21 protein-coding genes, 1 tRNA gene and 2 rRNA genes (1 of these 24 running past the window's edge) are annotated in these 23,691 nt (G+C 63.4%); 10 read left to right on the top strand and 14 right to left on the bottom strand.

Going from position 1 to position 23,691, the window contains the following annotated elements; translation table 11 throughout:
* Positions 1-2 precede the first annotated feature (2 nt).
* The 7 genes from FIU66_RS03520 (at position 3) to FIU66_RS03490 (ending at position 6,162) form a co-directional block, all read left to right on the top strand.
* A complete protein-coding gene (locus FIU66_RS03520) occupies positions 3-986 on the top strand; it encodes an ABC transporter permease (protein WP_167621420.1) in 984 nt (327 codons plus the stop codon).
* A 45-nt stretch (positions 987-1,031) separates the two neighbouring features.
* On the top strand, positions 1,032-1,994 hold the full coding sequence (locus FIU66_RS03515; protein ID WP_167621419.1) for a substrate-binding domain-containing protein: 963 nt from the start codon (positions 1,032-1,034) through the stop codon (positions 1,992-1,994).
* A gap of 57 nt (positions 1,995-2,051) precedes the next feature.
* Positions 2,052-2,639, top strand: coding sequence for a DJ-1/PfpI family protein (locus tag FIU66_RS03510; protein ID WP_167621418.1), 588 nt, complete (start codon positions 2,052-2,054; stop codon positions 2,637-2,639).
* Positions 2,640-3,013: 374 nt separating this feature from the next.
* Entirely contained in the window at positions 3,014-5,290 is a 2,277-nt protein-coding gene (locus tag FIU66_RS03505; protein WP_167621417.1) for a PAS domain S-box protein, read from the top strand.
* Positions 5,283-5,648, top strand: a complete 366-nt coding sequence (locus FIU66_RS03500) for a response regulator (RefSeq protein WP_167621416.1) — start codon at positions 5,283-5,285, stop codon at positions 5,646-5,648. Before FIU66_RS03505 ends, FIU66_RS03500 begins: the two co-directional genes overlap by 8 nt.
* Positions 5,649-5,759: 111 nt before the next feature.
* Positions 5,760-5,948: a hypothetical protein gene (locus tag FIU66_RS03495; RefSeq protein WP_167621415.1), complete on the top strand. Its 189-nt coding sequence runs from the start codon at positions 5,760-5,762 to the stop codon at positions 5,946-5,948.
* A gap of 4 nt (positions 5,949-5,952) precedes the next feature.
* Complete coding sequence (locus FIU66_RS03490) at positions 5,953-6,162, top strand: hypothetical protein (protein WP_167621414.1); 210 nt, start codon at positions 5,953-5,955, stop codon at positions 6,160-6,162.
* A 144-nt stretch (positions 6,163-6,306) separates the two neighbouring features.
* Here FIU66_RS03490 and FIU66_RS03485 read toward each other — a convergent pair whose 3' ends face one another.
* Together FIU66_RS03485 and FIU66_RS03480 are read right to left on the bottom strand one after the other, a co-directional pair.
* Complete coding sequence (locus FIU66_RS03485; protein WP_167621413.1) at positions 6,307-6,798, bottom strand: pyridoxamine 5'-phosphate oxidase family protein; 492 nt, start codon at positions 6,796-6,798, stop codon at positions 6,307-6,309.
* 96 nt (positions 6,799-6,894) lie between these two features.
* Positions 6,895-7,836: a TAXI family TRAP transporter solute-binding subunit gene (locus tag FIU66_RS03480; protein WP_167621412.1), complete on the bottom strand. Its 942-nt coding sequence runs from the start codon at positions 7,834-7,836 to the stop codon at positions 6,895-6,897.
* 121 nt (positions 7,837-7,957) lie between these two features.
* Between FIU66_RS03480 and FIU66_RS03475 the strand changes: the two genes are divergently transcribed.
* The gene (locus FIU66_RS03475; protein ID WP_167621411.1) at positions 7,958-8,755 is read left to right on the top strand and encodes a DUF4239 domain-containing protein; all 798 of its coding nucleotides are present in this window, start codon (positions 7,958-7,960) and stop codon (positions 8,753-8,755) included.
* Between the two features lie 12 nt (positions 8,756-8,767).
* Positions 8,768-9,448, top strand: coding sequence for an AIM24 family protein (locus FIU66_RS03470; RefSeq protein WP_167621410.1), 681 nt, complete (start codon positions 8,768-8,770; stop codon positions 9,446-9,448).
* A 106-nt stretch (positions 9,449-9,554) separates the two neighbouring features.
* Here FIU66_RS03470 and FIU66_RS03465 read toward each other — a convergent pair whose 3' ends face one another.
* The 3 genes from FIU66_RS03465 to FIU66_RS03455 are packed head-to-tail and all read right to left on the bottom strand — an operon-like array spanning position 9,555 to position 12,001.
* Positions 9,555-10,646, bottom strand: coding sequence for a DUF3618 domain-containing protein (locus FIU66_RS03465; protein WP_167621409.1), 1,092 nt, complete (start codon positions 10,644-10,646; stop codon positions 9,555-9,557).
* Entirely contained in the window at positions 10,636-11,067 is a 432-nt protein-coding gene (locus tag FIU66_RS03460) for a phage holin family protein (RefSeq protein WP_167621408.1), read from the bottom strand. The genes FIU66_RS03465 and FIU66_RS03460 overlap by 11 nt, the downstream gene beginning before the upstream one ends.
* Entirely contained in the window at positions 11,060-12,001 is a 942-nt protein-coding gene (locus FIU66_RS03455; protein WP_167621407.1) for a hypothetical protein, read from the bottom strand. The genes FIU66_RS03460 and FIU66_RS03455 overlap by 8 nt, the downstream gene beginning before the upstream one ends.
* Before the next feature lie 255 nt (positions 12,002-12,256).
* Between FIU66_RS03455 and FIU66_RS03450 the strand changes: the two genes are divergently transcribed.
* Positions 12,257-13,375, top strand: coding sequence for a YihY/virulence factor BrkB family protein (locus FIU66_RS03450; RefSeq protein ID WP_167621406.1), 1,119 nt, complete (start codon positions 12,257-12,259; stop codon positions 13,373-13,375).
* A gap of 78 nt (positions 13,376-13,453) precedes the next feature.
* Here FIU66_RS03450 and FIU66_RS03445 read toward each other — a convergent pair whose 3' ends face one another.
* The 9 genes from FIU66_RS03445 to FIU66_RS03405 form a co-directional block, all read right to left on the bottom strand.
* Positions 13,454-16,414 carry a Hint domain-containing protein gene (locus tag FIU66_RS03445; RefSeq protein WP_167621405.1) on the bottom strand — a complete coding sequence of 987 codons (2,961 nt, stop codon included), beginning with the start codon at positions 16,412-16,414 and terminating at the stop codon, positions 13,454-13,456.
* Positions 16,415-17,244: 830 nt separating this feature from the next.
* The gene (locus FIU66_RS03440; RefSeq protein WP_167621404.1) at positions 17,245-17,742 is read right to left on the bottom strand and encodes a hypothetical protein; all 498 of its coding nucleotides are present in this window, start codon (positions 17,740-17,742) and stop codon (positions 17,245-17,247) included.
* A gap of 58 nt (positions 17,743-17,800) precedes the next feature.
* Positions 17,801-18,508 (bottom strand): arsenical resistance protein ArsH, encoded by a 708-nt coding sequence (gene arsH / locus FIU66_RS03435; protein ID WP_167621403.1) that lies wholly within the window; start codon positions 18,506-18,508, stop codon positions 17,801-17,803.
* On the bottom strand, positions 18,505-19,581 hold the full coding sequence (arsB, locus tag FIU66_RS03430; protein ID WP_167621402.1) for an ACR3 family arsenite efflux transporter: 1,077 nt from the start codon (positions 19,579-19,581) through the stop codon (positions 18,505-18,507). The genes arsH and arsB overlap by 4 nt, the downstream gene beginning before the upstream one ends.
* 15 nt (positions 19,582-19,596) lie before the next feature.
* Positions 19,597-20,022: an arsenate reductase (glutaredoxin) gene (gene arsC, locus FIU66_RS03425; protein ID WP_167621401.1), complete on the bottom strand. Its 426-nt coding sequence runs from the start codon at positions 20,020-20,022 to the stop codon at positions 19,597-19,599.
* Between the two features lie 3 nt (positions 20,023-20,025).
* Positions 20,026-20,391 carry a helix-turn-helix transcriptional regulator gene (locus FIU66_RS03420; protein WP_167621400.1) on the bottom strand — a complete coding sequence of 122 codons (366 nt, stop codon included), beginning with the start codon at positions 20,389-20,391 and terminating at the stop codon, positions 20,026-20,028.
* A gap of 749 nt (positions 20,392-21,140) precedes the next feature.
* A tRNA-Met gene (locus tag FIU66_RS03415) sits at positions 21,141-21,217 on the bottom strand.
* Positions 21,218-21,274: 57 nt separating this feature from the next.
* Positions 21,275-21,389, bottom strand: a 5S ribosomal RNA gene (gene rrf / locus FIU66_RS03410).
* An 86-nt stretch (positions 21,390-21,475) separates the two neighbouring features.
* Positions 21,476-23,691, bottom strand: a 23S ribosomal RNA gene (locus tag FIU66_RS03405) (it continues 616 nt past the right edge of the window).

Genomic DNA, 23,691 nt, shown 5'->3' with positions numbered 1-23,691 from the left:
GGATGACAACCGTCACCACGGAGATTGCCGACGCGCCGCGTCGCATCCGCTGGGCCGATATGGGCCCCTTCATCGCATTGGCCCTGGTCGTGCTGATCGGCACGCTGATCAACACCAATTTCGCGACCGGCACCAATATCGCCAATGTCGTCACCCGGTCGGCCTTCATCGCCATCATCGCCGTGGGCGCCACCTTCGTCATCTCGTCGGGCTGCCTGGACCTGTCGGTCGGATCGATGATGGCCTTCGTGACGGGCGTCATGATCCTGACCATGAACCGGCTGGAACCCACGATGGGGGCCAATGCCATCCTTGTCGGCGCGGGCTTCGGGCTGATCGTCGGCGCCCTATGCGGCTTGCTGAACGGGCTGATCGTGACCGTGGGCAAGATCGAGCCCTTCATCGCCACGCTTGGCACGATGGGGATTTTCCGCGCGCTGATCACCTGGATGTCCGACGGCGGATCGATCCCGATCGAGCGGGCGCTGCGCGACCCCTATCGCCCCGTCTACTTCGGCAACGTGCTGGGGATCCCCCTGCCCGTGGTCGTCACGCTGGCGGTGGTTCTGGTCGGTGCCTTCATCCTGTATCGCACCAAGTACGGCCGTCGCTGCATGGCGGCGGGGTCCAATGCCGATGTCGCGCGGTTCTCGGGCGTGTCGGTGGCGCGGGTACGCACCACGGCCTTCGTGATCCAGGGGCTTTGCGTCGCGATCGCCGCGATCTGCTATATCCCCCGGCTTGGCGCGGCGACACCCACGACCGGACAGCTTTGGGAATTGCAGGTGATCACTGCAGTGGTGATCGGCGGCACGCTGCTGCGCGGCGGCAAGGGCCGCATCTGGGGCACGGTGGCCGGCGCCCTGATCCTCGAGGTGATCGCAAACCTCATGGTGCTGTCCAACATGGTGTCCGAATACCTGGTCGCGGCCGTCCAGGGGGTGATCATCATCCTGGCGATGCTGGCCCACCGTTTCATCAAATGAATGCCCGTCAAGAGGCACGAGTTTTTCACAAGGGAGGAGTGAACTATGACTAGAACCGCAAGACGCGCCCTAGGGCTGCTTTCTGCCGCAAGCCTGGTGGCCCTGACCGCAGGCGGGGCGATTGCCCAGGACAAGCGGACCATCGCCGTGTCGATCCCGGCCGCGACGCACGGCTGGACCGGGGGCGTGGTCTATCACGCCGAACAGGCCGAGAAAGAGATCGAGGCGGCCTTTCCGAACATCGACGTGATCGTCAAGACCTCGCCTTCCGCAACGGCCCAGGTGTCGGCCCTGGAGGATCTGTCGGCCGGGCAGACCCTGGACGCCCTGGTGATCCTGCCCTTCACCTCGGAGGAACTGACCGGCCCGGTCGAGCAGGTCAAGTCGAACGGCACCTATATCGCCGTCGTGGACCGGGGCCTGACCGACCCGACCATCCAGGATCTGTATGTGGCGGGCGACAACATCGCCGTGGGCGCCAATACCGCGAAATGGATGGCCGAGAAGCTGGGCGGCGAAGGCAAGATCGTCGTGCTGCGTGGCATCCCGACCGTCATCGACGACGAACGCATCCAGGGCTTCACCGACGTGATGAAGGACACCAACATCGAAATTCTGGACATCCAGTATGCCAACTGGAACCAGGACGAGGCCTTCAGCCTGATGCAGGACTATCTGGCCAAGTATCCCCATATCGACGCGGTCTGGGCCAATGACGACGACATGCTTCTGGGCGTGCTGGAAGCGGTCAAGCAATCGGGCCGGACCGAGATCAAGTATGCCCTGGGCGGCAACGGCATGAAGGACGTGATCGAGATGGTGAAGGCGGGCGATCCCGTCACCCCCATCTCGACGCCCTACCCTCCGTCGATGATCAAGTCGGCCATCTACATGACGGCCGCGCAGTTTTCCGGCCAGGCGCCGATGCGCGGCAACTTCAAGCTGGATGCGCCGCTGATCACGCCGGAAAACGCCGACCAGTTCTATTTCCCCGACAGCCCGTTCTGATGACTGTGCCGGAGGCCCAGCGGCCTCCGGCTTCGATTTGACACAAGGAGACCACGGATGAGTGGCAAGAAAATCCTCATGCTCTGCGGTGAGTTCACCGAGGAATATGAAATCTTCGTTTTCCAGCAAGGCATGGAGGCCGTCGGGCACACCGTCCATGTCGTCTGCCCCGACAAGAAGAAGGGCGAGATGATCCAGACCAGCCTGCACGACTTCGAGGGACACCAGACCTATATCGAGCGCTTCGGGCACCTGGCCGAGATCAACCAGACCTTCTCGGAAGTCGTGCTGGAAGATTATGACGCGGTTTACTGCGCCGGCGGCCGCGGTCCGGAATACATCCGCACCGACAAGCGCATCCAGGCCATGGTGCGCCATTTCCACGAGGCCGGAAAGCCGATCTTCACCATCTGCCACGGCGTGCAGATCCTGGTCGCCGTCGATGGCGTGATCCGCGGCAAGAAGGTCGCGGCCCTTGGCGCCTGCGAGCCCGAGGTGATCCTGGCCGGCGGCACTTACATCGACGTCAAGCCGCACGAGGCCTATGTGGATGGCACGATGGTTTCGGCCAAGGGCTGGACCGGCCTGGCAGCCTTCATGCGGGAATGCCTGAAGGTCCTGGGAACCGAAATCCGCCACACCTGAGGCGGTTCGACCGGCGGGCCGCGACGCCGTAGGCCACCGGGCCTGGTTGCCCGTGTTCAGTAATCCAAGCGGGTGGCAGGACAAAGGGTCCAGCCGCCCGTTCCTGTTTCGCCGCCCGATTCGCGCAACAACCTTGCTTCGCGGCCTGGTCGCCTGCGGGCGTGGCAGAAACGCCTCGAAGGGTTGGAGGCGTGCGTGTTGGAAGTGCTGTTTTGGTGGCGGACCTCGGGCCGGGCCACAAGAGCTCGGGTCATCCCCCTGTCTTCCCATCCTCGGGCTGACGAACCGCAGCAGACGCTGTAGTGTTGTGTTCTTGGGCTTTGCGCCCTTCATCCCGGGAAGGGAGACCAGCATTGACGCAAGAGCGGGAAGACATGCTGCTGCGGCAACAGAAGATCCTGGCGGATTTCGGCGACTTCGCGCTTCAGTCCGACGATTTGGACGACATCCTGACCGAAGCCTGCAGGCTGGTGAGCGAAGCCATGGGCACCGGCCGGGCCAAGGTTCTTGAGATCGAGGAGGATGGCAGGAAGCTGCTGGTCCGCGCCGGCGTCGGCTGGGCGCAGGATATCGTCGGCAGGACGCGGATCTCGATGAACAAGCATTCGTCCGAAAGCTTTTCCATCAACCAGCGAAAGCCGGTCATCAGCACCGACATCAGCCGGGAAGACCGCTTCGAGGTGCCCGGCTTCATGCGCGAAGCGGGCGTCAGGGCCTTGGCGAATGTCCCGATCTTCCTGCCAGGCGGCAGGGCCTTCGGGCTGCTGCAGGTGGATGCATCCGAGCCCAGGGACTTCGCACAGGACGATATCCAGTTCCTGCGCACCTATGCCAGCATCCTGGGATCGGTTGTGGACCGCCTCCTCAAGCTGTCCGCGCTGCGCGCAAGCGAGGAGCGGTTCCGTTTCACAGTGGCGCAGGCATTGGACTACGCGATCTTCATCACCGACAACGACGACCGCATCACCGACTGGCTTCCGGGCGCGGCACGGGTTTTCGGCTGGACCGAGGAAGAGGCGGTCGGCCAACCCGGTGCCATTCTGTTCACGCCCGAGGACCGCAAGGCAGGCGTCGATGTCCAAGAGGTCGTTCAGGCCCGCGAAACCGGCTTCGCGCCCGATGTCAGGTGGCATCTGCGCAAGGATGGCTCTGGCGTGTTCATCGACGGCTCGGTGCGGCCCCTGCGGGATGGAAGGGGCCGGGTGACGGGCTATCTGAAGATCGGCCAGGATGTGACGCAAAAGCGGGAAGCGAACATTCTGCTGGAGGAAAGCGAGGAACGGCTTGAGGCGATCTTCGCAAGCGCCCCGGTCGGCCTTTCGGAACTTGACCTGGGCGGGCGCTTCCTGCGCGCCAACAGCGAATTGTGCCGGATCCTAGGCCGCTCGCGGGACGAATTGCTTGCCACGACGGTTCGGCAGGTGACGCATCCGGATGATGTCCAGGCAAGCCAGGAAGCCCTTGCCCAGGCGATCGCCAACGACCAGCCCGTTTCGATTGACAAGCGGTACCACAGGGCAAATGGCGAGGAAATCTGGGCCAGCAGCACCTTGACGGTTTTGCGCGACCGCGACGGACGCCCCAGCAGCCTGTTGGCGGTGACCGCCGACCTGACGGCCCGGCGCGAAGCAGAACGCGCGCTGCGCGACAGCGAGCAACGCTATCGCAACCTGTTCGAGTTGATGGACGAAGCCTATGCCGTGGTCGAGCCGCTGAAGGACCAGCACGGCGCATGGTCCGACTTTCGCTATATCGAGGTAAACGCGGCCTTCCTCAAGCACACGTCGATGCCCTGGCCGGTGGGAAAGACGATCACCGAACTGCTGGAAACCCCCAATCCCCGCTGGGCGCAGCTTTACGGGCAGGTCCTGGACAGCGGCCAGCCCATCTGGGTCGAGGAAACGGAACCCAGGCTGGGGCGCACCTTTAACCTTAACGTCTTCAGCCTGGACAGGCCGCGAAACCGCGTCGCCGTCCTGTTCACCGACATCACCGAGCGGCGCGAGTCGGAAGAACGGCAAAAGGTCCTGATCGGCGAGTTGCATCACCGGACGCGCAACCTGATGACGGTGGTTCTGGCCCTGTCGGACATGACAGCGCGCAGCAGCACGGACCTCGACCATTTCCGGGTGCGGTTCCAAAGCCGGCTGGAAGCCCTTGCCCGTGTCCAGGGGCTGTTGTCCCGGCTGAGCGATCTGGACCGGGTGACCTTTGACGAACTGATCCAGAACGAGCTGGAGGCGATGGGCGGCGACCCGGATCGCATCACCCTGGACGGGCCGTCCGGCATCCGCCTGCGGTCCTCGACCGTGCAGACCTTGGCGATGGCGCTGCACGAACTGGCAACCAATGCGGTCAAGTACGGCGCGCTTGGGCAGGCTGGCGGCCGGCTGGCGGTCACCTGGTCGCTTGACGCAGATGATCATGCGGACACGCCGTGGCTGCATATCGACTGGCGCGAGACAGGCATTACGCTGCCGGCGGAGGGTGCGTCGTCCTGCGTCAAGGGCCAGGGGCGCGAGTTGATCGAACGCGCCCTGCCCTATCAGCTGAAGGCCAGGACGACCTATTCGCTGACGGACGATGGGGTGCATTGCACCATCGCCCTGCCCGTGTCCGCCAGTCCGGGAAAGGACCAGCAGCATGGCTGATCCGTCGCTGCGCGGCCTGCGCATCCTGGTGATCGAGGACGAATACCTTCTGGCGAATGCCCTTGAAGGAAGGCTTCAGGATCTGGGCTGCGAGGTGCTGGGACCCGTCGGCAGCCTAGACGAGGCGCTTGCGCTGATCAGGTCCGAGGCCCCCTTCGACGGGGCCGTCGTCGACATCAACCTGGGCCGGGCCATGGCCTATCCCGCCGCCGACATGCTGATGGGGCATGGCATCCCCTTCCTGTTCACGACCGGCTATGACGATTCGATGATCCCTGACCGCTTCGGGTCGATCCTGCGCCTGAAGAAGCCTTTCGACATCGGCAGGATCGTCCAGGCCTTGGGACGGGCGACCTGACCGGCGCAGGGCGCCTTCCTGCGCCGGCCAGGCCGAGCGGGTGCGGAAAGGCGGGCGGGATGAAACAAAACCTTCTCCAGACTGTTCCTTCCTGAGAACAGGAGAAGCATCATGTCACAGCGACTTCCCCCCGTCCCCCCGGCGAACCGCAGCAACAAGGGTCCCGGGGACACCGCAGGAACCAAGGCCAGCCAGGATGCCAACATCCCCGATCCGCATCAGCGGAACCTGGACGAGCAGGGGCGGCAGGGCAACATCAAGCAGAACACCACCAATCAGGGCCTTCAGCAGGACAGGTAGACCAATGTCCACATCGAAGAAAACCGAAGCCGCCAACCGCCATCACGGCGGTCCCGGCAGCAGCCATCAGCGCGAAGACCTGCCCGATCCGACCAAGGGCCGGGGACCGAAGCCCGGCGAGCCGACCAACGGCCCGGACTCGGATGTGTCGAGCGGCGGCGGTGTGCGCGACAGCCACCACACGCATAACCCCGTGACCAAGGGCGGCAACTAGCACCGGACAGTTGAACGGCCCGTCGCAAGGCGGGCCGTTTCCACTGGCGTGATCGTGCAGCCAGGCTGACGGATGGCAAAGGGCCATTCCTGCTTGCGGCAAGCCTGCGGATGCCGGGGCCAAGCCCGGCATCCGGATGACTTCTCACAGTCGGACGGTGGCCACATTGTCCTTGTAGCTTTCCTTGGGATCGCTGATCCCAAGCGCCACCATGGCCCCGGCGACGATGCTGGACGCGTCCAGCCAGATCTCGGCCTTCTGCAGATCGAAGCGAAGCAGGGCCAGCTTGGGGTCGTCCTTCCCATGTTCATACCAGGCGGCGACATGGCTGTTCCAAAGCCGTTCGACGACGGCCGGATCGGTATCCACGGTCAGGGATCCCTCGATCGACGCCCAGAGGTCATGCCCCTTGGACACGAAATGGGCCGCCGCGTCCTGCGAGCCTGCCCCCAGCTTCTCGACCAGGGCGTTGTCCTTGGAGGTGAAGAACCACAGCGGGCCGTGATCTCCTTCCTCGACTTGCGAGGTCATGGGGCGGGTATGGCCATGTTCGCCGCCAACCAGTCCCAGCATCACGGTCATGTCCGACCGCAGGGACTTCCAAAGGCGGGCTTTCAGTTCATCGGGTGTCGGCATCTCGGATCCTCCGGTTTCGGGTTCCGGGGCCAACGTGGCGACCATCCGAAGGTTCCGCCGGGCGTCCCGCGGCCCGGGCGGGGCCTGTCCTGCGCCCTAGTCCGATCCTTCGACGAATGCGGCCTCGGCGGCCGGATGCAGCGGCGCGGACAGCCCTGCGCTGCGCATCCCTTGGGGCGACAGGTTTTCCATGACCGAGGCCGAGACACCGACCGAAGGCAGGTTCGCGATGGTGTTGCGGACAAGGGCCGACACGATGTCGTCCGGCATCTCGGACCGCGTGACAAGCGTGGCGATGACGCCAAGGGACTGGGTCCGTCCCTTCCGCCCGTAAAGCGTGCCGGGGATCGAGGCATAGACGTAATCCCCCTCGGCCTCGATAAAGGCGCGGACCTCGGGGCCGGCGATGGTCACAAGCCGCGCGTCGCAATCCTGGACGGCCCGCCGCACGGATTCGTTCGGATGGCCCACGATCAGAACGGTTGCGTCGATCCGGCCTGCGCAAAGTTCTTCCAGGCCCGTGCCGGCCGACAGTTCCAGAAGCGCCAGAAAGTCGCTGCGGTCCAGACCCAGTGCGTCGAACAGGCGCATCGTCGTGGCCCGCCTGCCCGACGCGGGCAGGCCGATATCGACTCGCTTCCCGACCAGGCCGCCCAGGCTGAGGATATTGGCGCCGGGCCGTGCAAGAACGGTCAGCGTTTCGGGATAGAACGACATGACGCTGCGCAGGCTGTCGAAGGGTGGACTTTCGGCGAACGGGCCTTCCGCCGTCAGGGCCATGCGCTGCACATCCGACTGGATCAGCGCGAAGTCCAGTTGCCGGTTCCGCAGGGCTTCAAGGTTGTAAATCGAACCGGGCGTCGCTTCGGGGCTGCAGCGCAGATCCTGTTCGATCCTGTTGGTCTCGGCGCACAATGCGGTTGCGGCTGCGTAATAGCCGCCGCTGACATCCCCCGATCCCACCGTGTAAAGCCGCAGATCCTGGGCCTGTGCAGCAAGGCCCGGGCCGATCAGCAAGGCAAGCATCAGGCGAAACATCGTCACCCCCGCAATCACTGCGCCCATTTGCGCATAGGGCCCATTTTGCGGCAAGTCCGCAAATTTCTCTCGCGGAAATCCGGGCCTGCGTTCACTATGGACCTGTCACCATTGCGAGCCGATGATGCCGGATTTTGTCCACGACATCCCCCTGCGTGATCTTGCTACGTATTTCTCATTGGCAGCCGTTGCCTCGATCGTGGTGGGGATGCTTGTCCTCAAGCCGATCCTGCGGCTGCTGATCGGTTCGGGGCCAGACCTGAACGAGGCGATCAGCTATGGCACGGCGGGCTTCAACCTGTTCTACGGTTTGCTGCTGGGTCTTCTGACCGTGTCCGCCTACCAGAACAACGAACGCATATCGGAAGCCGTACTCCAGGAAAGCACGGTTCTTGCCGCCCTGTATTCGGACGTGAATGCCTATCCCGAACCCGTCCGGTCCGAGACCAAGGCGATGATGCGGGATTACGTCCTGTTCACGCTTTACAAGGACTGGCCCGCCCATGCCCAGGGCAATTACCTGGACGGCGGCGCGAACCGCGTCAACGCGATGCGCCAGAAGCTGGCAACCTTCGAGCCCGCGACGGCGGGACAAGAGGTGCTGCATGCCCAGATGCTGGCCGCGTTCCAGGAATTCACCCGCGCGCGCCAGCTTCGCCTGAACGGCGTCTATACCCAGATCCCCAACGTCCTTTGGTATGCCGTTCTTGTGGGGGCGGCGATCAACATCCTGCTGATCGTGCTGTTGCGGATGCGGCCGGTGCGCCAGTTCGTTCTGGGCACGATCACCGCCTTTTTCCTGGGCGTCATCCTGTTCGTGATCGTGGCGCTTGACGATCCCCTTCGGGGCGAGGCGGCGATCCAGCCCGATCCGCTGAAGCGCCTGTGGGACCGGGTGATGATCTGGGACGAACCCTGAGGGAGGACGCGCATGGCCGATTTCACCATCCGCGAGGTCGAGGGGATGCGGCAGGTCCGCATCGAGATCGACAAGGAAACCATCCGCGCGCGCCGGGGGGCGCTGTCGACGATGCGCGGGGATATCGCGCTGACCCCCAGGCTGCCGTCCTTCGGGGACGTGTTCCGGTCAATGTTCACCAGCGAGGCGCGGATCAGGCCCTATTACACGGGCAGCGGGTCGATCGTGCTGCAGCCGTCCTTGTCGGGATATCATATCCTGGACGTGCAGCCCGACGAGACCTGGATCCTGGAACCCGGCGTCTACTGGGCCTCGGAAGGGGACGTCAGCCTGGGGATGCGGCGCGAACGGTTCTGGCCCAGCCTGTGGTCCGGGGATGGCGGGCTTGTCTGGAAGACCACGCTTTGCAATGCCGGGCGGGTGGCCATCAACGCGCCCGGCCCGGTCGAGACGGTCGAGGTCAAGGACAGCGAGTTGCGCGTCCAGGGAAGGCTTGTGCTGGGACGGACGGACGGGTTGCGGTTCTATTCGCGCAACTCCTCGCCCTTCCCGCGCAACCTGATTTCCGGCCAGAAAAGGCTGCGCGTCTATAGCGGGACAGGAAAGGCGCTTGTCTGCTGGACGCCCTATTGGAACGAGCATCTTTACCGCAGGATGACCGGCGAAAGCATCGACGGGGCGTTGTTGGAATAACCTGCGCCGCATCCGGGCCACGGCGCGGCGACCCCGGAGAAAAATGCGCCGCGCGAATATCCTTCGCACGGCGCATCAGGTGATCGGACTTGTGCCGTTCCGGCCGTCAGCGGCCCGACTGGCCGCCCGTGCCCGTCACGCTGGACGAGCCGGTGCCGGAACTGTCCTTGGACTTGTCCTGGCCGCCCCCGTCGCCGTCTTCGTCACCATGCCCAAGTTCCTTCCGGGCGGCAGCGGTGACCTGGCCTGCGGCTGACTTCGCCTCGTTCAGGCCGGCCGAGACCGCATTCTGGAGCTTGGACTTTTCTTCCTCGAAGATGCTTTCCGCTTCGTGGAAAAGCTGGTCGCTATATTGACCCAGCAATTCGTCCTCTTGCCGGGTGCGCGGCAGCAGGCAGGCAAGGCCCGCGCCAATCGCCACGGCGGCGACGCCAAAGAACAGGGGTTCCTTGTCATAGCCCTTGGACACGGTGCGGCTGCTTTCGCGCAGGCGGCGGCTCGCGTCTTCGCGGGCGTCCAATGCGCGACGGCGGGCGTCATACACGCGGCGCCGTGCCTCGTCGCTGAACCCTTCGGTGCCCTCGCTCAGCCGGTCGTGAAGGCTGCTGGTCCCGTCGCTGATCCGGCTCCGCCATTGCTGAGCCTTCTGACGCAATCCATCGGTCATGCCGCTCCCTTCCTTAGAGTTGTGGCTGGAACTGCCAGCCGAGTTGTGCCAGGTGCCGCCGCCGCTTGTCTTCCAGCCCCCGTGCCCGGCCGATGCCGAGCCACTGGTTGCAACGCTGCCGGACCCAGATTCGAACCGGTCGGCAGTGCTGGCCGCAGTGCTCGCCGAAGTGCCGGTCGAGGTGCCGCTCGAGGTGCCGGCGTAATAAGGCTTTGACGGCCTGTCCCAGGTGCTGCCACGACGCTTGTCGTAATAATCCTTGGCGCTGTGGGTCGGATCGTAGCCGCGGCCAAAGATCATCCAGGCAAGCCCCACGCCCGTCAGCGCAAGCGCGACCGGATTGGACCGGGCGGCGTCGCTGGCGGAATTGGCCCATTCGGAACCGTTCTCGCGGAACTTGTCCGTCAGACGGCGGGCAAAGCCATCCAGCGACAATTCGTCCTGCAGGTCGTTCAGCGTCCGGCGGAGGGCATCGCGGTCTTCTTCGATCTCACGCTCGATGCGTTCAGGATTGTCAGCCTCATTTGTCATTGTATGCCCCCTTGATGGTCTGGGCGTCACGCTGCACGTTCTGAACGGTGCGCGACGGCATCAGCGCCTCGGGCTTCAGGTCGCTCATGCCCTTGCGCAGAAGGATATAGGCCAGTACCGCCAGCACGACGCCGACGATGACCGCGCTCCAGATCGGGCCGAGGTCGGTTTCGGCAAGGGCCGCCACCAGGGCCGCGACCAGCACGTTGATCGTGACGATCGCAATGACGGCGGCGGCGGCGATGAAGCCTACACCGACACCAGCCCGCTGGAGGTTCTGGCCAACCTCGGCCTTGGCCAGGGCGATCTCCTTTCGGACAAGATCGCCCGAAAGCCGAAGCGCCTCGGAGGCCAGGGATGCCGGGCCCTGCGGCCGGGCAGAATCGCCATTGCGTCCCGTGTCGTTCGAGAAATCAGCCATTCCGACCTCCATCCCTGTCAGGAGCGGACGGATTCCGGTGGCTCTGGCTACCCGAGGATCCGCTTGCGCCACCCTGCGACCCAGACGTGCCCGACAGATCGCCGCCGGCCTCGCTGCCGGTGCCGCTGCCGCCGATCCCTGATGAGCTGGCGGACGGGTTCGACCCGATGCTGGCCGTGGACGGCGTGGTCCCCGACCCGCTGCCGGTCATGCCGGTGCTGGCCGGTCCGGACCCGCTGATCCCGCCGGTGCCGGATCCGGAACTGGACGAACCATGGCCCAGGGAACTGCCGGACCCCGATGTGCCAAGCCCTGCGCCCGACTGGCCCATGTTCGACTGGCCCATGCCCGACTGGCCCATGTTCGATTGGCCCGACTGGCCTGCGCCGGTCAAGGTCCGGGCCTGGACGCCCGAAGTCCCCCCCGAACGGCCCGTCATGTTATCCTGACGGGAATAGCTGCCGGGATAGTCTGATCCCTGCGACCTGCCGGAATAGCTGGCGCCGCCAATGCCATGCCCGCTGCTCGCCGGAGCGCTGGCCAGAAGAAAGCGTGCGGCCGCAAAGCCGCCAAGGGCACAAAGTCCAAGGAACGCACCCGGACGCTGGCGTGCGAAGCCGCGCACGCCCTCCACAAGGTCGGTCGTGTCCGAGGACTTGAGGTTCTGGGCAAAGCTGCCGACGCTGTCGGCGGCATAGTCGAAGATCTTGCCGATGCTGGAATCCGCGTCGATTTCGGATTTGGCAGATCGCAGGGCCGAGGCAAGCTGGTCCGCCTGGCCGGAAAGGCTGCCGCGGAAGCCTTCTTCCCGCTTGGAAGCCTCTTGCTTCAGGCTGTCAGCGACCTGGCTGACCTTCTCGCCGGCTTTTTCCTTAAGGCCGCCCAGGGTGGACTGGTCATTGCCCGTCGAAGTGTCGTGTTGATCTGAATTCATGGGAATCCTCCCGATATCTGAGACATCGTCGCCGTGGATACGGCGTTCGAACCTTGTCATGAGGGGACAACAACGCAGTTTCTTGATTGTTCCCTCGACGAACGGTTCAACATACCCGCGGAACCAATAGCCGCGTCCCGGACGTTCAACCCGAGCGGGGAAATCGCCCTGCCGCACGGGGAAATGCGCGGGGAGATCTGCGCCCTGCCCGACCCGCACCGGCCCATCAGGAACCGTCCTTACAAGGAACACGCCATGTCAAACCAGCATCGCAGCGTTTCCCGCAACGACCCGGACGATAGCGCGGAAACGCCAGGCCGCATCCCTGCAGGCGGATGGAAGCAGATCCTGTGGCGGGTAAAGGACGAGATTTCGCGCGACCATATCTCGGTCGTGGCGGCGGGTATCGCCTTTTATGCGCTGCTGTCGATCTTTCCCGCCATCGCGGCCCTTGTGTCCATCGCAGGGCTGGTGGTGGATCCCGCAGACATCGCGGGACAGTTGCAGACGGCCGTCGGGATGCTGCCGCCCGAGGCAGCCTCGATCCTGCAGGACCAGGTGACAAAGGTCACAAGCGGCAGCCAGGCCGGGACCGGGATCGTGGCGGTGTTCGGCGTGCTGGTGGCGCTTTACGGCGCGATGAAGGGCGTGATGACTCTGATCGAGGGGCTGAACATCGCCTATGACGAAACCGAGACGCGCGGCATGGTCAGGCTTTACCTGACCGCCTTCGCGATCACGGCGGGCGCCATCATTGGCACGGCGGCAGGCATTGCCCTGATGGTCCTGCTGCCGTCGCTGGTGGCCCTGGCCCATCTGCCGCCGGTCTTCGAGACCGCCGTCAGCCTGCTGCGGTGGCCCCTGATGGCGGCCCTGGCGATGCTGGCGCTTGCCGCGCTCTATCGCTTCGGGCCTTCGCGGTCCGAGCCGAAATGGCGTTGGGTCAGCGTCGGTGCGGTCGTGGCCACGGCCCTGTGGCTGGCCGGCACCGTCGGCTTCTCGATCTATGTGCAGAACTTCGGCAGCTATACCGAAACCTATGGGGCGCTTGGGGGGGTCATCGTGCTGCTGACCTGGATGTGGCTTTCGGCCTTTGTCATCCTGGCAGGTGCAGAACTGAACGCGGAAACCGAACAACAGACCGCGCAGGACACCACCACCGGAGTCCCCGAACCGATGGGTGCGCGCGGTGCGGTCAAGGCCGACACCCCGCCGCCCGGGGATGCAGGTTCGGCGGGTGAAAGCCGGAATGGAAGAAGCCGGTCGGGGCGCAGGTCGGGCAGACCCGCGCACAGTTCCTCGAGAACCGATCTTTCCCTGGCGATGCTGCTGCTGGGCAGCGCGACGCTGAAACTGCTGCAAAGGAAAAGATAGCCGCGTCGGCCAGGCCGCCAACAGGCGCAGGCTTGGTAATGAACGGACGCGGCGCAAGGGCGCCGCGTCCTGGTACCGTCACGCCACCAGCTTCTTGCCGTTCTGGGCATGGCGCTGCGCAAGCTTTCGCGCCATGCGGCCCGACAGCATCTTGCGCGCCGCCGGACGAACGGCATCCTCCGCCAGTTCCGGGAAAAGCCCCAGGATCTCGGCCCGTGCCTCGGCCGGGATCGATTTCAGCGCCTCATCCCCGGTGTAGAGAGACTCGGTTTCCGCGCCGTTCGAAATGACGATCTGGTGTGCATCGAACAGGAAGTGGACATAGGTGACCGTCGCCAGGTCCTCGGCGATGTCTATGCCTTCGGTCACCACCAGTTGCTTTGCCGCGACCAGAACCTCGCGCGTGCCGAACATCCGTTCGGCAATCTTGGAACGCGCCAGGACGCGGTGCTGCGGCGAGACGATCAGGTCGGCATCGGGCAGGCCGCCGCCCAGGGCGCCCTGGCGGATCCTGATCGGCCGGAAGGCCGGGTTCGCCGCCAGGTCCGAAGCGGTCAAGGTCCGGTGCCCCACCCAGCGGATCGGCTGATAGCCGTCGTCGCGGGTCAGGACCAGGTCGCCCACCTTCAACGAACCGGCCGGAACGGGTCCGTCGGCCGTCTCGATCATCGCATCTGCCCCGAAGCAGACCACGCCGGTCGTCTCGTCCGTCAGTGCGGCCGCGGAAACCGCCGTTCCGCCGTTCTGGATCGTCAGCGTGAAGTTTTCCGGCAGGCCGTTGGCCGTCCGAAGGCTGTTCAACACGCCGTCGTCCTCCTGGTCGGCCTTAAGCCAGCCCAGGACCGACCTGTAGGGCTGCAGGCCGTTCGCCCCCCGCTGCGCATTGATGATGTCAAGATTGGCCTGGTTGTAGAAGCGGCTCAGGTCAAGGCGGTCGTTGTTGGTCGGGTCGCCATCGGTCCCGGACCCGGCATTGCCGGAACTGAAGTCCGTGATGATGTCGCCCGAGGACACGATGAAGGTGTCGCTGCCGGCGCCGCCAGTCAGCGTGTTCGCCCCCGGACCGCCGTCAAGGAAATCGTCGCCATCGCCGCCCAGCAGGATGTCGTTGCCGGCGCCACCCAGCAGACTGTCATCGCCGGCCCCGCCCCGCAGCAGGTCGTTGTCGGCCCCGCCCAGAAGGGTGTCGTTGCCCGCACCGCCATCGACCGTGTCGGCGCCAGAGCCGCCATCGACATAATCCGCCCCGTCGCCCGCTTCGACGCTGTCGTTCCCGTCCCCGGCCACGACGCTGTCATTTCCCCCGCCCGTCAGCAGGGTGTCGTCGCCATCGCCGCCGCTGACGGTTTCCGCGCCAAGGCCGCCGACAAAGCTGTCATTGCCCGCTCCGGTCACGAAGCTAGCCCCGCCGGTGTTTGCGGCCGCGTTGATGCTGTCGGCACCAGCCCCGGTCTCGATCGTCTCGATGGTATTGAAGCTGGCGGTCCCGCCGCTGCTGGCAAAGGTCCCGGCCCCGTTCGAGAAGGTCACGGTTGCCGGCTGCGCGCCGGCCAGACCACCACCGCTGAGGGTGTCGGCACCTTCGCCGCCCGTGATCGTGTCGTTGCCGTGGTTGGCGCCAAGGGTGATGCGATCGTCACCCAGACCCGCATCGATGGTATCCGCGCCCGCGCCGCCGTCGATGACGTCGCCGTCGGCCCCGGCATTGATCGTCTCGGCTGCCGATCCGCCCGTGATCGTGTCGCTGCCCGCGCCCGTGGTGAACACGGCGCCGGCCACGGTGTTCAGGCTGGCATCGATGCTGTCCGCGCCCGCGCCGGTGGTCACGGCCTCGATGGTGTTGAAGCTGGCGGTGCTGCCGCCATTGGCGAAGGTGCCGGTGCCGCCGTTGAACACCACCGTCGAGGCACCCGCCAGCGCAGCCCCAGACAGCGTGTCGCTGCCAAGGCCGCCGGTGATGGTGTCGGCCCCGAAGGTCCCCGTCAGGTTGACAAGGTCGTTGCCGTCGCCCGCGTTGATCGTGTCCGCGCCCGAGCCGCCCGCGTTGATCGTGTCCGCCCCGTCGCCAGTCGTGAAGGATCCTGCCGTGGCGCCGGTGATGGTGACGCTGTCCGCGCCCGCGCCGGTGGTCACGGCCTCGATCGTGTTGAAGCTTGCGGTGCTGCCGCCATTGGCGAAGGTGCCGGTGCCGCCGTTGAACACCACCGTCGAGGCGCCCGCCAGCGCAGCCCCAGACAGCGTGTCGCTGCCAAGGCCGCCGGTGATGGTGTCGGCCCCGAAGGTCCCCGTCAGGTTGACAAGGTCGTTGCCGTCGCCTGCATCAATGGTATCCGCGCCCGCGCCGCCGTCGATGACGTCGCCGTCGGCCCCGGCATTGATCGTCTCGGCTGCCGATCCGCCCGTGATCGTGTCGCTGCCCGCGCCCGTGGTGAACACGGCGCCGGCCACGGTGTTCAGGCTGGCATCGATGCTGTCCGCGCCCGCGCCGGTGATCACGGCCTCGATGGTGTTGAAGCTTGCGGTGCTGCCGCCATTGGCGAAGGTGCCGGTGCCGCCGTTGAACACCACCGTCGAGGCGCCCGCCAGCGCAGCACCCGACAGCGTGTCGCTGCCAAGGCCCCCGGTGATGGTGTCGGCCCCGAAGGTCCCCGTCAGGTTGACAAGGTCGTTGCCGTCGCCCGCGTTGATCGTGTCAGCCTCGGTCCCGCCATCGATGGTGTCGGCGCCGATTCCGCCGACGAGAGTATCGCTTCCTGCACCGCCATTGATGATGTCGTCGCCGGTTCCGCCATCGACGCTGTCATTGCCGAGGCCAGCGCTGACGGTGTCATTGCCATCCCCTGCCCGAATGACGTCATCGTTATAACCCGTTGCAGGGCTGCTGAGGCCGTCGCCGCCATCCACCTGATCGGAACCGCCGGTTCCTGGCTCGACATAGCCAGGACCGATCGAATCGTTTCCGCTGGTCCCGTCGATAACTCCGTCATCGAAGATACCTAGTTGACGATCCACGAGCAGGCTGGCGTTGGGACTGGACACAGCATCCAGTTGGATAGACCTGATGGGCTTAGCCGTCAACGCTGCGTTGGTGGCTGTGGATGCAGGCGGCGCAAGGAATGTTTCACCGGATTCTGCCTGAACGACCTGCAACACCACATTCGATGCCGTCGTACCGTCAACATAGGTCACAGTGCCCGTGTAAAACACGAGTGCATCGAAGTTGTAGGTCTGCGTACCTGCTCCGATGTTGGTTGAGAACTGATCGACTAGGCTGCCGGACGCCGTGTTCGTATCAAGCTGAGCGGGGTCGCCCGACCGGTTGATCATCGTTGCCGACGTAATGCTGTTGTAGAGCGGCGATCCTGCTGAACCAAAGACACGTGGTCCAAAGCCGCTTTGTGCCGTCAACAGCTGGCTTGCGTTCTCCGAGCCCGCTGTGCTTTCGGTGGGATCGAGGACAACAATGGCTCCAGCCGCGTTACGCGGAATACCAAGGTAAATCCAATTGAACGTCGTCGGCATGTTCTATCCTTCTTGACCCAGGGATGGAATTGCAAATCAGCGCCGGGCGTGCCGGCCTTCTTCTAAATTGCTGCTCGGTGACAGACGCCATTCACCGCTGGCCAGACGGCAGCGGATGCTTGAACGGAGAGGCATGTTATGTCGAGCAATGGCCTTCGAACCGCATGGGCGATTGAAATATGGCCCGAAACCACCCTGAGGGGCTGGACATGCATGAAGACAACCTTTTCAGACGACAGAATGTCAATCGAGGGCCGGCCAAGCTTGACCAGGCATAAGCATGCTCATAATACCAGACCAACGGTCATTTAACAACCAGGGATTGAGAACTCCCTCTAGTTCTCTTGTTACGGTTCTGTCGGGGCTTTGGCGGGACCCCTCCTGACCTTGCGGCGCCAGCCGCTACGCTGCCGCAGGCAAGAAGCAAGGACCGGGTGATGACGACGCCATCCCGCCATCTCGACCCTGCGTGGCACATCCTGGGCCGGTCCAAACCACAACCCGATTGCCAAAGCATCGGAAAGCGATAGCCCCTGCGCCTGCAGCAAGGTCAGCCGATGCATCGAGACAATGGTGACAGCCAGGCCGAAGGTCACGAGGATGGCCGCCATGATCATGAAGGTCTGTTGCTCGGAGCGGTGGAGTTGCATGACGTCTTGGGCCTCGCGACCTGCATTCACAGCAGCCCGGGGCCTGTCGGAAATCAATTGCAGGATCAGCGGCAGGCTGACCAGCAGATGCAGGACAGCATGGTTGCTGCCCTTCTCCGCCAGTCCAACTACCCAAACAGCCATGTTGAAGGTGGCCAGCTTGACGGTGCTCGCAAATAAGAGCTGCTGCCCCACGCCAGGATCTGGACGATGCCCAGACTTGAGACGACCGGCCAGCGGCGGGTGGCGCTCATCAGGTGGCGGCTTTCAGGCTCACTCGGGCTTCCAGCTTTGCCGCCGTTTCCTTCCGCTCGCTGTAGCGGTCGGTCAGGACGTCTGAGATGTCGCGCGTCAGCAGCGTGAACTTCACCAGTTCCTCCATCACGTCGACAATGCGGTCGTAGTAGCTCGACGGGCGCATCCGGCCAGCCTCATCGAACTCGTCATAAGCCTTGGCGACAGATGACTGGTTCGGGATCGTGACCATCCGCATCCAGCGGCCAAGGACGCGCATCTGGTTTACAGCGTTGAAGCTTTGCGAGCCGCCCGAGACCTGCATCAGCGCAAGCGTTCGGCCCTGGGTGGGCCGGATCGCCCCCATCGAGAGCGGGATCCAGTCGATCTGGGACTTCATCACCCCGGTCATGGCGCCGTGCCGCTCGGGACTGGTCCAGACCTGGCCTTCGGACCAGAGGCACAGTTCGCGCAGCTCCTGCACCTTCGGGTGCGAGGCCTCGGCGTCGTCTGGCAACGGCAGGCCATTGGCATGGAAGACGCGCGTCTCGCAGCCGAAGTGACGCAGCAGGCGTTCTGCTTCCAATGTGACGAAGCGGCTGTAGGAGCGTTCGCGCAGTGAGCCATAGAGCAGCAGGATGCGCGGCGGGTGGCTCGCGCGCGGCAGCAAGGGCAGGCTCGGCTGGCGGAGAGCGACGGGCGAGAGGTTCGGCAGGTCCGCGATCATGCGCGGGCCTCATTGTGCAGGGCAGTGTCAGAAAACCAGCGGCTGCCAAGCCGCAGGGCGACGTTGACCAGCAGGATCAGCACCGGCACCTCGACCAGCGGGCCGATCACGGCGGCGAAGGCCACCGGCGAGGCCAGGCCGTAGGCGGCAATGGCCACGGCAATAGCCAGCTCGAAGTTGTTGCCGGCCGCGGTGAAGGCGATGGCCGTGGTGCGCGGGTAGTCCCGGGCGATCATACGGCCCATGGCGAAGCTCAGCAGGAACTGGATGGCGAAATACAGCACCAGCGGAATGGCGATCCGCACCGCATCCAGCGGCAGCCGCACCAGGTCCCCGCCCTTGAGGCTGAACATCGCGACGATGGTGAAAAGCAGCGCCACCAGCGTGATAGGGCTGATCTTTGGCAGAAAGACGTCCTCATACCAATCCCCCCCTTTCCGGGCGATCAGGATGCGCCGGGTCAGGAAGCCGGCCAGGAACGGCAGGCCCAGGTAGATCAGCACAGCCTCCGTCACGGTCCAGAATCTCACGTCGATGACGCTGCCTTCAAGCCCGAACAGCGGCGGCAGCACGGTCAGGAACAGCCAGGCATAGGTCGAGAAGAACAGGATCTGGAAGATCGAGTTGAAGGCCACGAGTCCCGCGACATACTGGTTGTCGCCGCGCGCAAGCTGGTTCCAGACCAGCACCATGGCGATGCAGCGGGCGAGGCCGATCAGGATCAGGCCGGTCATGTATTCGGGTTGATCGCGCAGAAAGATCACGGCCAGGGCGAACATCAGCACCGGCCCGATGATCCAGTTCTGAACCAGCGACAGCACTAGGACACGTTTGTCGGCAAAAACCTGGTGCAGTTCCTCGTAGCGCACTTTCGCCAGCGGCGGATACATCATCAGGATCAGGCCGATGGCGATCGGGATGTTGGTCGAACCGACCGATATGGCATTCAAGGAGTCCGGCAGGCCGGTGAAGATCGTCCCGAGCGCGATGCCAAGCGCCATGGCCGCAAAGATCCAGAGCGTCAGGTAGCGGTCGAGAAAGGAAAGCCGCCTCGCAGGACGTGGAAAGGTCATCGCAATATCCTTTTGTCAGGCGGAGCGGGTGCGGTTGCCTTGCGCATCCACGACCTGTTCGCCGTCTTCCTTGCTGAAGGCGGATTTCTGCGGCGGCAGCAGATCGAGCACCTGTTCCGAAGGCCGGCACAGCCGCACGCCCCTGGGGCTGACCACAATGGGGCGGTTGATCAGGATCGGATGCGCCATCATTGCATCCAGCAGCGCCGCATCGGACAGGGAGGGGTCGTCCAGGCCGAGTTCGCCATAGGGCGTGCCCTTCTCGCGCAGCAGGTCGCGCGGCGCGATCCCCATGCGGGCGATCAACTGTTCCAGCATGGCGCGCGAGGGTGGGCATCTCAGATACTCGATGACATGCGGCTCGATGCCGGCATTGCGGATCATCGCCAACGTATTGCGCGAGGTGCCGCAGTCCGGATTGTGGTAGATGACGACATCCATAGGTCAGGCGCTTTCGGTCAGGGTGGGGTTGCAGCCGCAGGCACAGGTCAGCGCCTCGACAGCAGGGGCGCAGATCTCGGGGTGGCCTTGACAGCAGTCCTTCAAAAGGAAGCCGACAAGCCCGGCCAAGGCGGAGTAAACAGCGCTGTAGATGATGTAGCGCCCATCGCGCCGGGACCGGATCAGTCCGGCATGTTCAAGATGGCTCAGGTGGAAGGACAAGCGCGAGGTCGTCGCGCCGCCGAGGGCTTCCCCGATCGCCCCTGCCGCCATGCCGTCCGGCCCGGCCTGAACCAGCAACCGCACCACGCGCAGCCGCGTCTCTTGGGACATAGCCGCAAAGGCGGCCAGAGCCTGAGGCTCCTCCATCGACTCAACTCCTCAACTGATGATGATTTATTGAGCCCACTATCGATTTCAGTCAAGCAGTTTCCGGGATTGCGTGGTCTTCTTCTTTTGGCGCGTTGCGGCAGTTTGTTTGAACTTGCCGATATCATGGAGGGCGTTCAGGTCACTTCCCGTGTGTCTCGCTCGACGGCGACCGGGGCTCTGGAAGCCGGGCTATGACTGTCGCCTGACGGGGTTATGGAACCCGTCGATGTGTCTGGCGGCGGCGTTTTCGGCCTGTGTGCGGGTCTGCCATGCGACAGGCCGGATCAGTTCCGACTGGATGGTCTTGAAGAACGTCTCCAGCAGATGCGCCGCAAATCTGTGGCGCAGGATGTGCAGCGCGGCGCCTTCTTCACCCCTGCCATATTCTTGGCCGAGGTGAGTGACCGGTGCAGTTGTCGCGGAGAGATCGGGCTGATCCTTCGCAGGCCCGAGAAGAGTCTAGCCGTGAGGACGCACCTCGCGCCTATAGCAGCGTAACAGCTCCACCAGGCTGGGCGACAGCATGACGTTGCGGTCCTTACCGCCGCCCTTGCCCTATTCGACATGGATCAGCATCCAGTCGCTGTCGACGTCGCTGATCCTAAGACTGCACACGTCGGCCAAACACAGTCCGGCAATTTGATGCCATCAACCGTCCGCCTTTTGCTGACACCCTGTTGACATATTCTTAAACGCAAAGAGCCTCCCTGGGGGAGGTTTTTTGGTGTGGTGATGCGGTGTGTTTTTGGTTGCGGGGGCAGGATTTGAACCTGCGGCCTTCAGGTTATGAGCCTGACGAGCTACCGGGCTGCTCTACCCCGCGACAGGGGTGTCCTGGATCGGGATGATCGTTTCAGGGAGATATTGCGTGTCTTTCCAGGTCTGGCGGTGACCTACTCTCCCACGTCTTGAGACGCAGTACCATCGGCGCAGCGGCACTTAACGGCCGAGTTCGGGATGGGATCGGGTGTTTTGCTCGCGCTAGGGCCACCAGACCGGGAAAGACACGCTCAGCGTTGCCACTTTGGAGTGACGATGTTGTCCAAGGATGCTTTTGGAAGAAGTCCTGCTTCTTCCGGATCAAATCAAGCCTATCGAGCCATTAGTACCGGTCAACTGAATGCATTGCTGCACTTACATCTCCGGCCTATCGACGTGGTGGTCTTCCACGGCTCTCAAGGGAGACCTTGTTTTGAGGGGGGCTTCACGCTTAGATGCCTTCAGCGTTTATCCTGTCCGTTCATAGCTACCCTGCACTGCCGTTGGCACGACAACAGGTCCACCAGTGGAACGTTCACCCCGGTCCTCTCGTACTAGGGGCAACTCCTCTCAAGTCTCCAACACCCACGGCAGATAGGGACCGAACTGTCTCACGACGTTCTAAACCCAGCTCACGTACCTCTTTAAATGGCGAACAGCCATACCCTTGGGACCTGCTCCAGCCCCAGGATGAGATGAGCCGACATCGAGGTGCCAAACGATGCCGTCGATATGGACTCTTGGGCATCATCAGCCTGTTATCCCCAGCGTACCTTTTATCCGTTGAGCGATGGCCCTTCCACTCGGGACCACCGGATCACTATGGCCGTCTTTCGACTCTGCTCGACTTGTCAGTCTTGCAGTCAGGCTGGCTTCTGCCATTGCACTCAACGAGCGATTTCCGACCGCTCTGAGCCAACCTTCGCGCGCCTCCGTTACTGTTTGGGAGGCGACCGCCCCAGTCAAACTACCCACCACGCAGGGTCCCGGACCCGGATAACGGGCCGCGGTTAGACATCAAGAGTGCGAAGGGCGGTATCTCAAGGATGGCTCCACGGGAACTGGCGTCCCCGCTTCAAAGCCTACCGCCTATCCTGCACATCGCAATCCTGATGCCAGTGCGAAGTTGTAGTAAAGGTGCATGGGGTCTTTCCGTCTAACCGCGGGAAGTCTGCATCTTCACAGACAATTCAATTTCGCTGAGTCCACATTTGAGACAGCGGGGAAGTCGTTACGCCATTCGTGCAGGTCGGAACTTACCCGACAAGGAATTTCGCTACCTTAGGACCGTTATAGTTACGGCCGCCGTTTACCGGGGCTTCAATTCAATGCTTGCACATCTCCTTTTAACCTTCCGGCACCGGGCAGGCGTCAGACCCTATACGTCGCCTTACGGCTTCGCAGAGCCCTGTGTTTTTAGTAAACAGTCGCCACCCCCTGGTTTGTGCCCCCGACCAATGCTTGCGCACCAATCGGGCCTCCTTCTCGCGAACTTACGGAGGTATTTTGCCGAGTTCCTTAAATGTGGTTCTCTCAAGCGCCTTGGTATTCTCTACCAGTCCACCTGTGTCGGTTTAGGGTACGGTCTTGTGGAGGGCTATTTCCAGGAACCGCTCAGCCGCCCTTCCAATCCGATAAGGAAGAACGACACCTGCGATCCGTCACCATCTCCTGGCCCAGGACTATTAACCTGGTTCCCATCGACTACGCCTTTCGGCCTCGCCTTAGGGGCCGGCTCACCCTGCTCAGATTAGCTTTAAGCAGGAACCCTTGGACTTTCGGCGACAGGGTCTCTCACCCTGTTTGTCGCTACTCATGTCAACATTCTCACTTCTGATCACTCCACCGGATGGCTCACGCCCCGGCTTCACAGTCAGAACATTGCCTCCGTTGAACCCGAAGGATCAAAAGAGGCAGCGTCCTATATCACAGAACGCTCCGCTACCACGTGCATAAATGCACATCCAAAGCTTCGGCTCGTGGCTTGAGCCCCGTTACATCTTCGCCGCAAGACCTCTTGATTAGACCAGTGAGCTGTTACGCTATCTTTAAAGGATGGCTGCTTCTAAGCCAACCTCCTGGTTGTTTTGGAAGTCTCACATGCTTTCCCACTTAGCCACGAATTGGGGGCCTTAGCTGTTGGTCAGGGTTGTTTCCCTCTCCACGACGGACGTTAGCACCCGCCGTGTGTCTCCCGGATAGTCCTCTCGGGTATTCGGAGTTTGCTTAGACTCAGTAAGGCTGTGGGCCCCCATCATCCATGCAGTGCTCTACCCCCCGAGGGATACGTCCGAGGCGCTACCTAAATAGCTTTCGCGGAGAACCAGCTATCTCCGAGTTTGATTGGCCTTTCACCCCTAGGCACAAGTCATCCCGACCTTTTTCAACAGGTGTGGGTTCGGACCTCCAGTTGGTGTTACCCAACCTTCATCCTGCTCATGCCTAGATCACTCGGTTTCGGGTCTGATCCGTCTGACTCATGCGCCCTTTTAAGACTCGCTTTCGCTGCGCCTACACCTAACGGCTTAAGCTTGCCAG

Origin of the sequence: Paracoccus sp. AK26, assembly GCF_011801365.1 — a bacterium.
Classification (GTDB): domain Bacteria; phylum Pseudomonadota; class Alphaproteobacteria; order Rhodobacterales; family Rhodobacteraceae; genus Paracoccus; species Paracoccus aerius.
This window is presented reverse-complemented; position numbering and strand designations above follow the sequence as displayed.

Excerpts from the sequence above, each read along its gene's own strand:
- FIU66_RS03485 (WP_167621413.1), bottom strand. The coding sequence starts at position 6,798 with ATGCCGACACCCGATGAACTGAAAGCCCGCCTTTGGAAGTCCCTGCGG.
- FIU66_RS03495 (WP_167621415.1), top strand. The coding sequence starts at position 5,760 with ATGTCACAGCGACTTCCCCCCGTCCCCCCGGCGAACCGCAGCAACAAG.
- FIU66_RS03450 (WP_167621406.1), top strand. The coding sequence starts at position 12,257 with ATGTCAAACCAGCATCGCAGCGTTTCCCGCAACGACCCGGACGATAGC.
- FIU66_RS03460 (WP_167621408.1), bottom strand. The coding sequence starts at position 11,067 with ATGGCTGATTTCTCGAACGACACGGGACGCAATGGCGATTCTGCCCGG.
- FIU66_RS03490 (WP_167621414.1), top strand. The coding sequence starts at position 5,953 with ATGTCCACATCGAAGAAAACCGAAGCCGCCAACCGCCATCACGGCGGT.
- FIU66_RS03505 (WP_167621417.1), top strand. The coding sequence starts at position 3,014 with ATGCTGCTGCGGCAACAGAAGATCCTGGCGGATTTCGGCGACTTCGCG.
- FIU66_RS03520 (WP_167621420.1), top strand. The coding sequence starts at position 3 with ATGACAACCGTCACCACGGAGATTGCCGACGCGCCGCGTCGCATCCGC.
- arsH (WP_167621403.1), bottom strand. The coding sequence starts at position 18,508 with ATGATCGCGGACCTGCCGAACCTCTCGCCCGTCGCTCTCCGCCAGCCG.
- FIU66_RS03480 (WP_167621412.1), bottom strand. The coding sequence starts at position 7,836 with ATGTTTCGCCTGATGCTTGCCTTGCTGATCGGCCCGGGCCTTGCTGCA.
- FIU66_RS03455 (WP_167621407.1), bottom strand. The coding sequence starts at position 12,001 with ATGAATTCAGATCAACACGACACTTCGACGGGCAATGACCAGTCCACC.
- FIU66_RS03470 (WP_167621410.1), top strand. The coding sequence starts at position 8,768 with ATGGCCGATTTCACCATCCGCGAGGTCGAGGGGATGCGGCAGGTCCGC.
- arsB (WP_167621402.1), bottom strand. The coding sequence starts at position 19,581 with ATGACCTTTCCACGTCCTGCGAGGCGGCTTTCCTTTCTCGACCGCTAC.
- FIU66_RS03510 (WP_167621418.1), top strand. The coding sequence starts at position 2,052 with ATGAGTGGCAAGAAAATCCTCATGCTCTGCGGTGAGTTCACCGAGGAA.
- FIU66_RS03515 (WP_167621419.1), top strand. The coding sequence starts at position 1,032 with ATGACTAGAACCGCAAGACGCGCCCTAGGGCTGCTTTCTGCCGCAAGC.
- arsC (WP_167621401.1), bottom strand. The coding sequence starts at position 20,022 with ATGGATGTCGTCATCTACCACAATCCGGACTGCGGCACCTCGCGCAAT.
- FIU66_RS03475 (WP_167621411.1), top strand. The coding sequence starts at position 7,958 with ATGATGCCGGATTTTGTCCACGACATCCCCCTGCGTGATCTTGCTACG.
- FIU66_RS03420 (WP_167621400.1), bottom strand. The coding sequence starts at position 20,391 with ATGGAGGAGCCTCAGGCTCTGGCCGCCTTTGCGGCTATGTCCCAAGAG.
- FIU66_RS03500 (WP_167621416.1), top strand. The coding sequence starts at position 5,283 with ATGGCTGATCCGTCGCTGCGCGGCCTGCGCATCCTGGTGATCGAGGAC.
- FIU66_RS03465 (WP_167621409.1), bottom strand. The coding sequence starts at position 10,646 with ATGACAAATGAGGCTGACAATCCTGAACGCATCGAGCGTGAGATCGAA.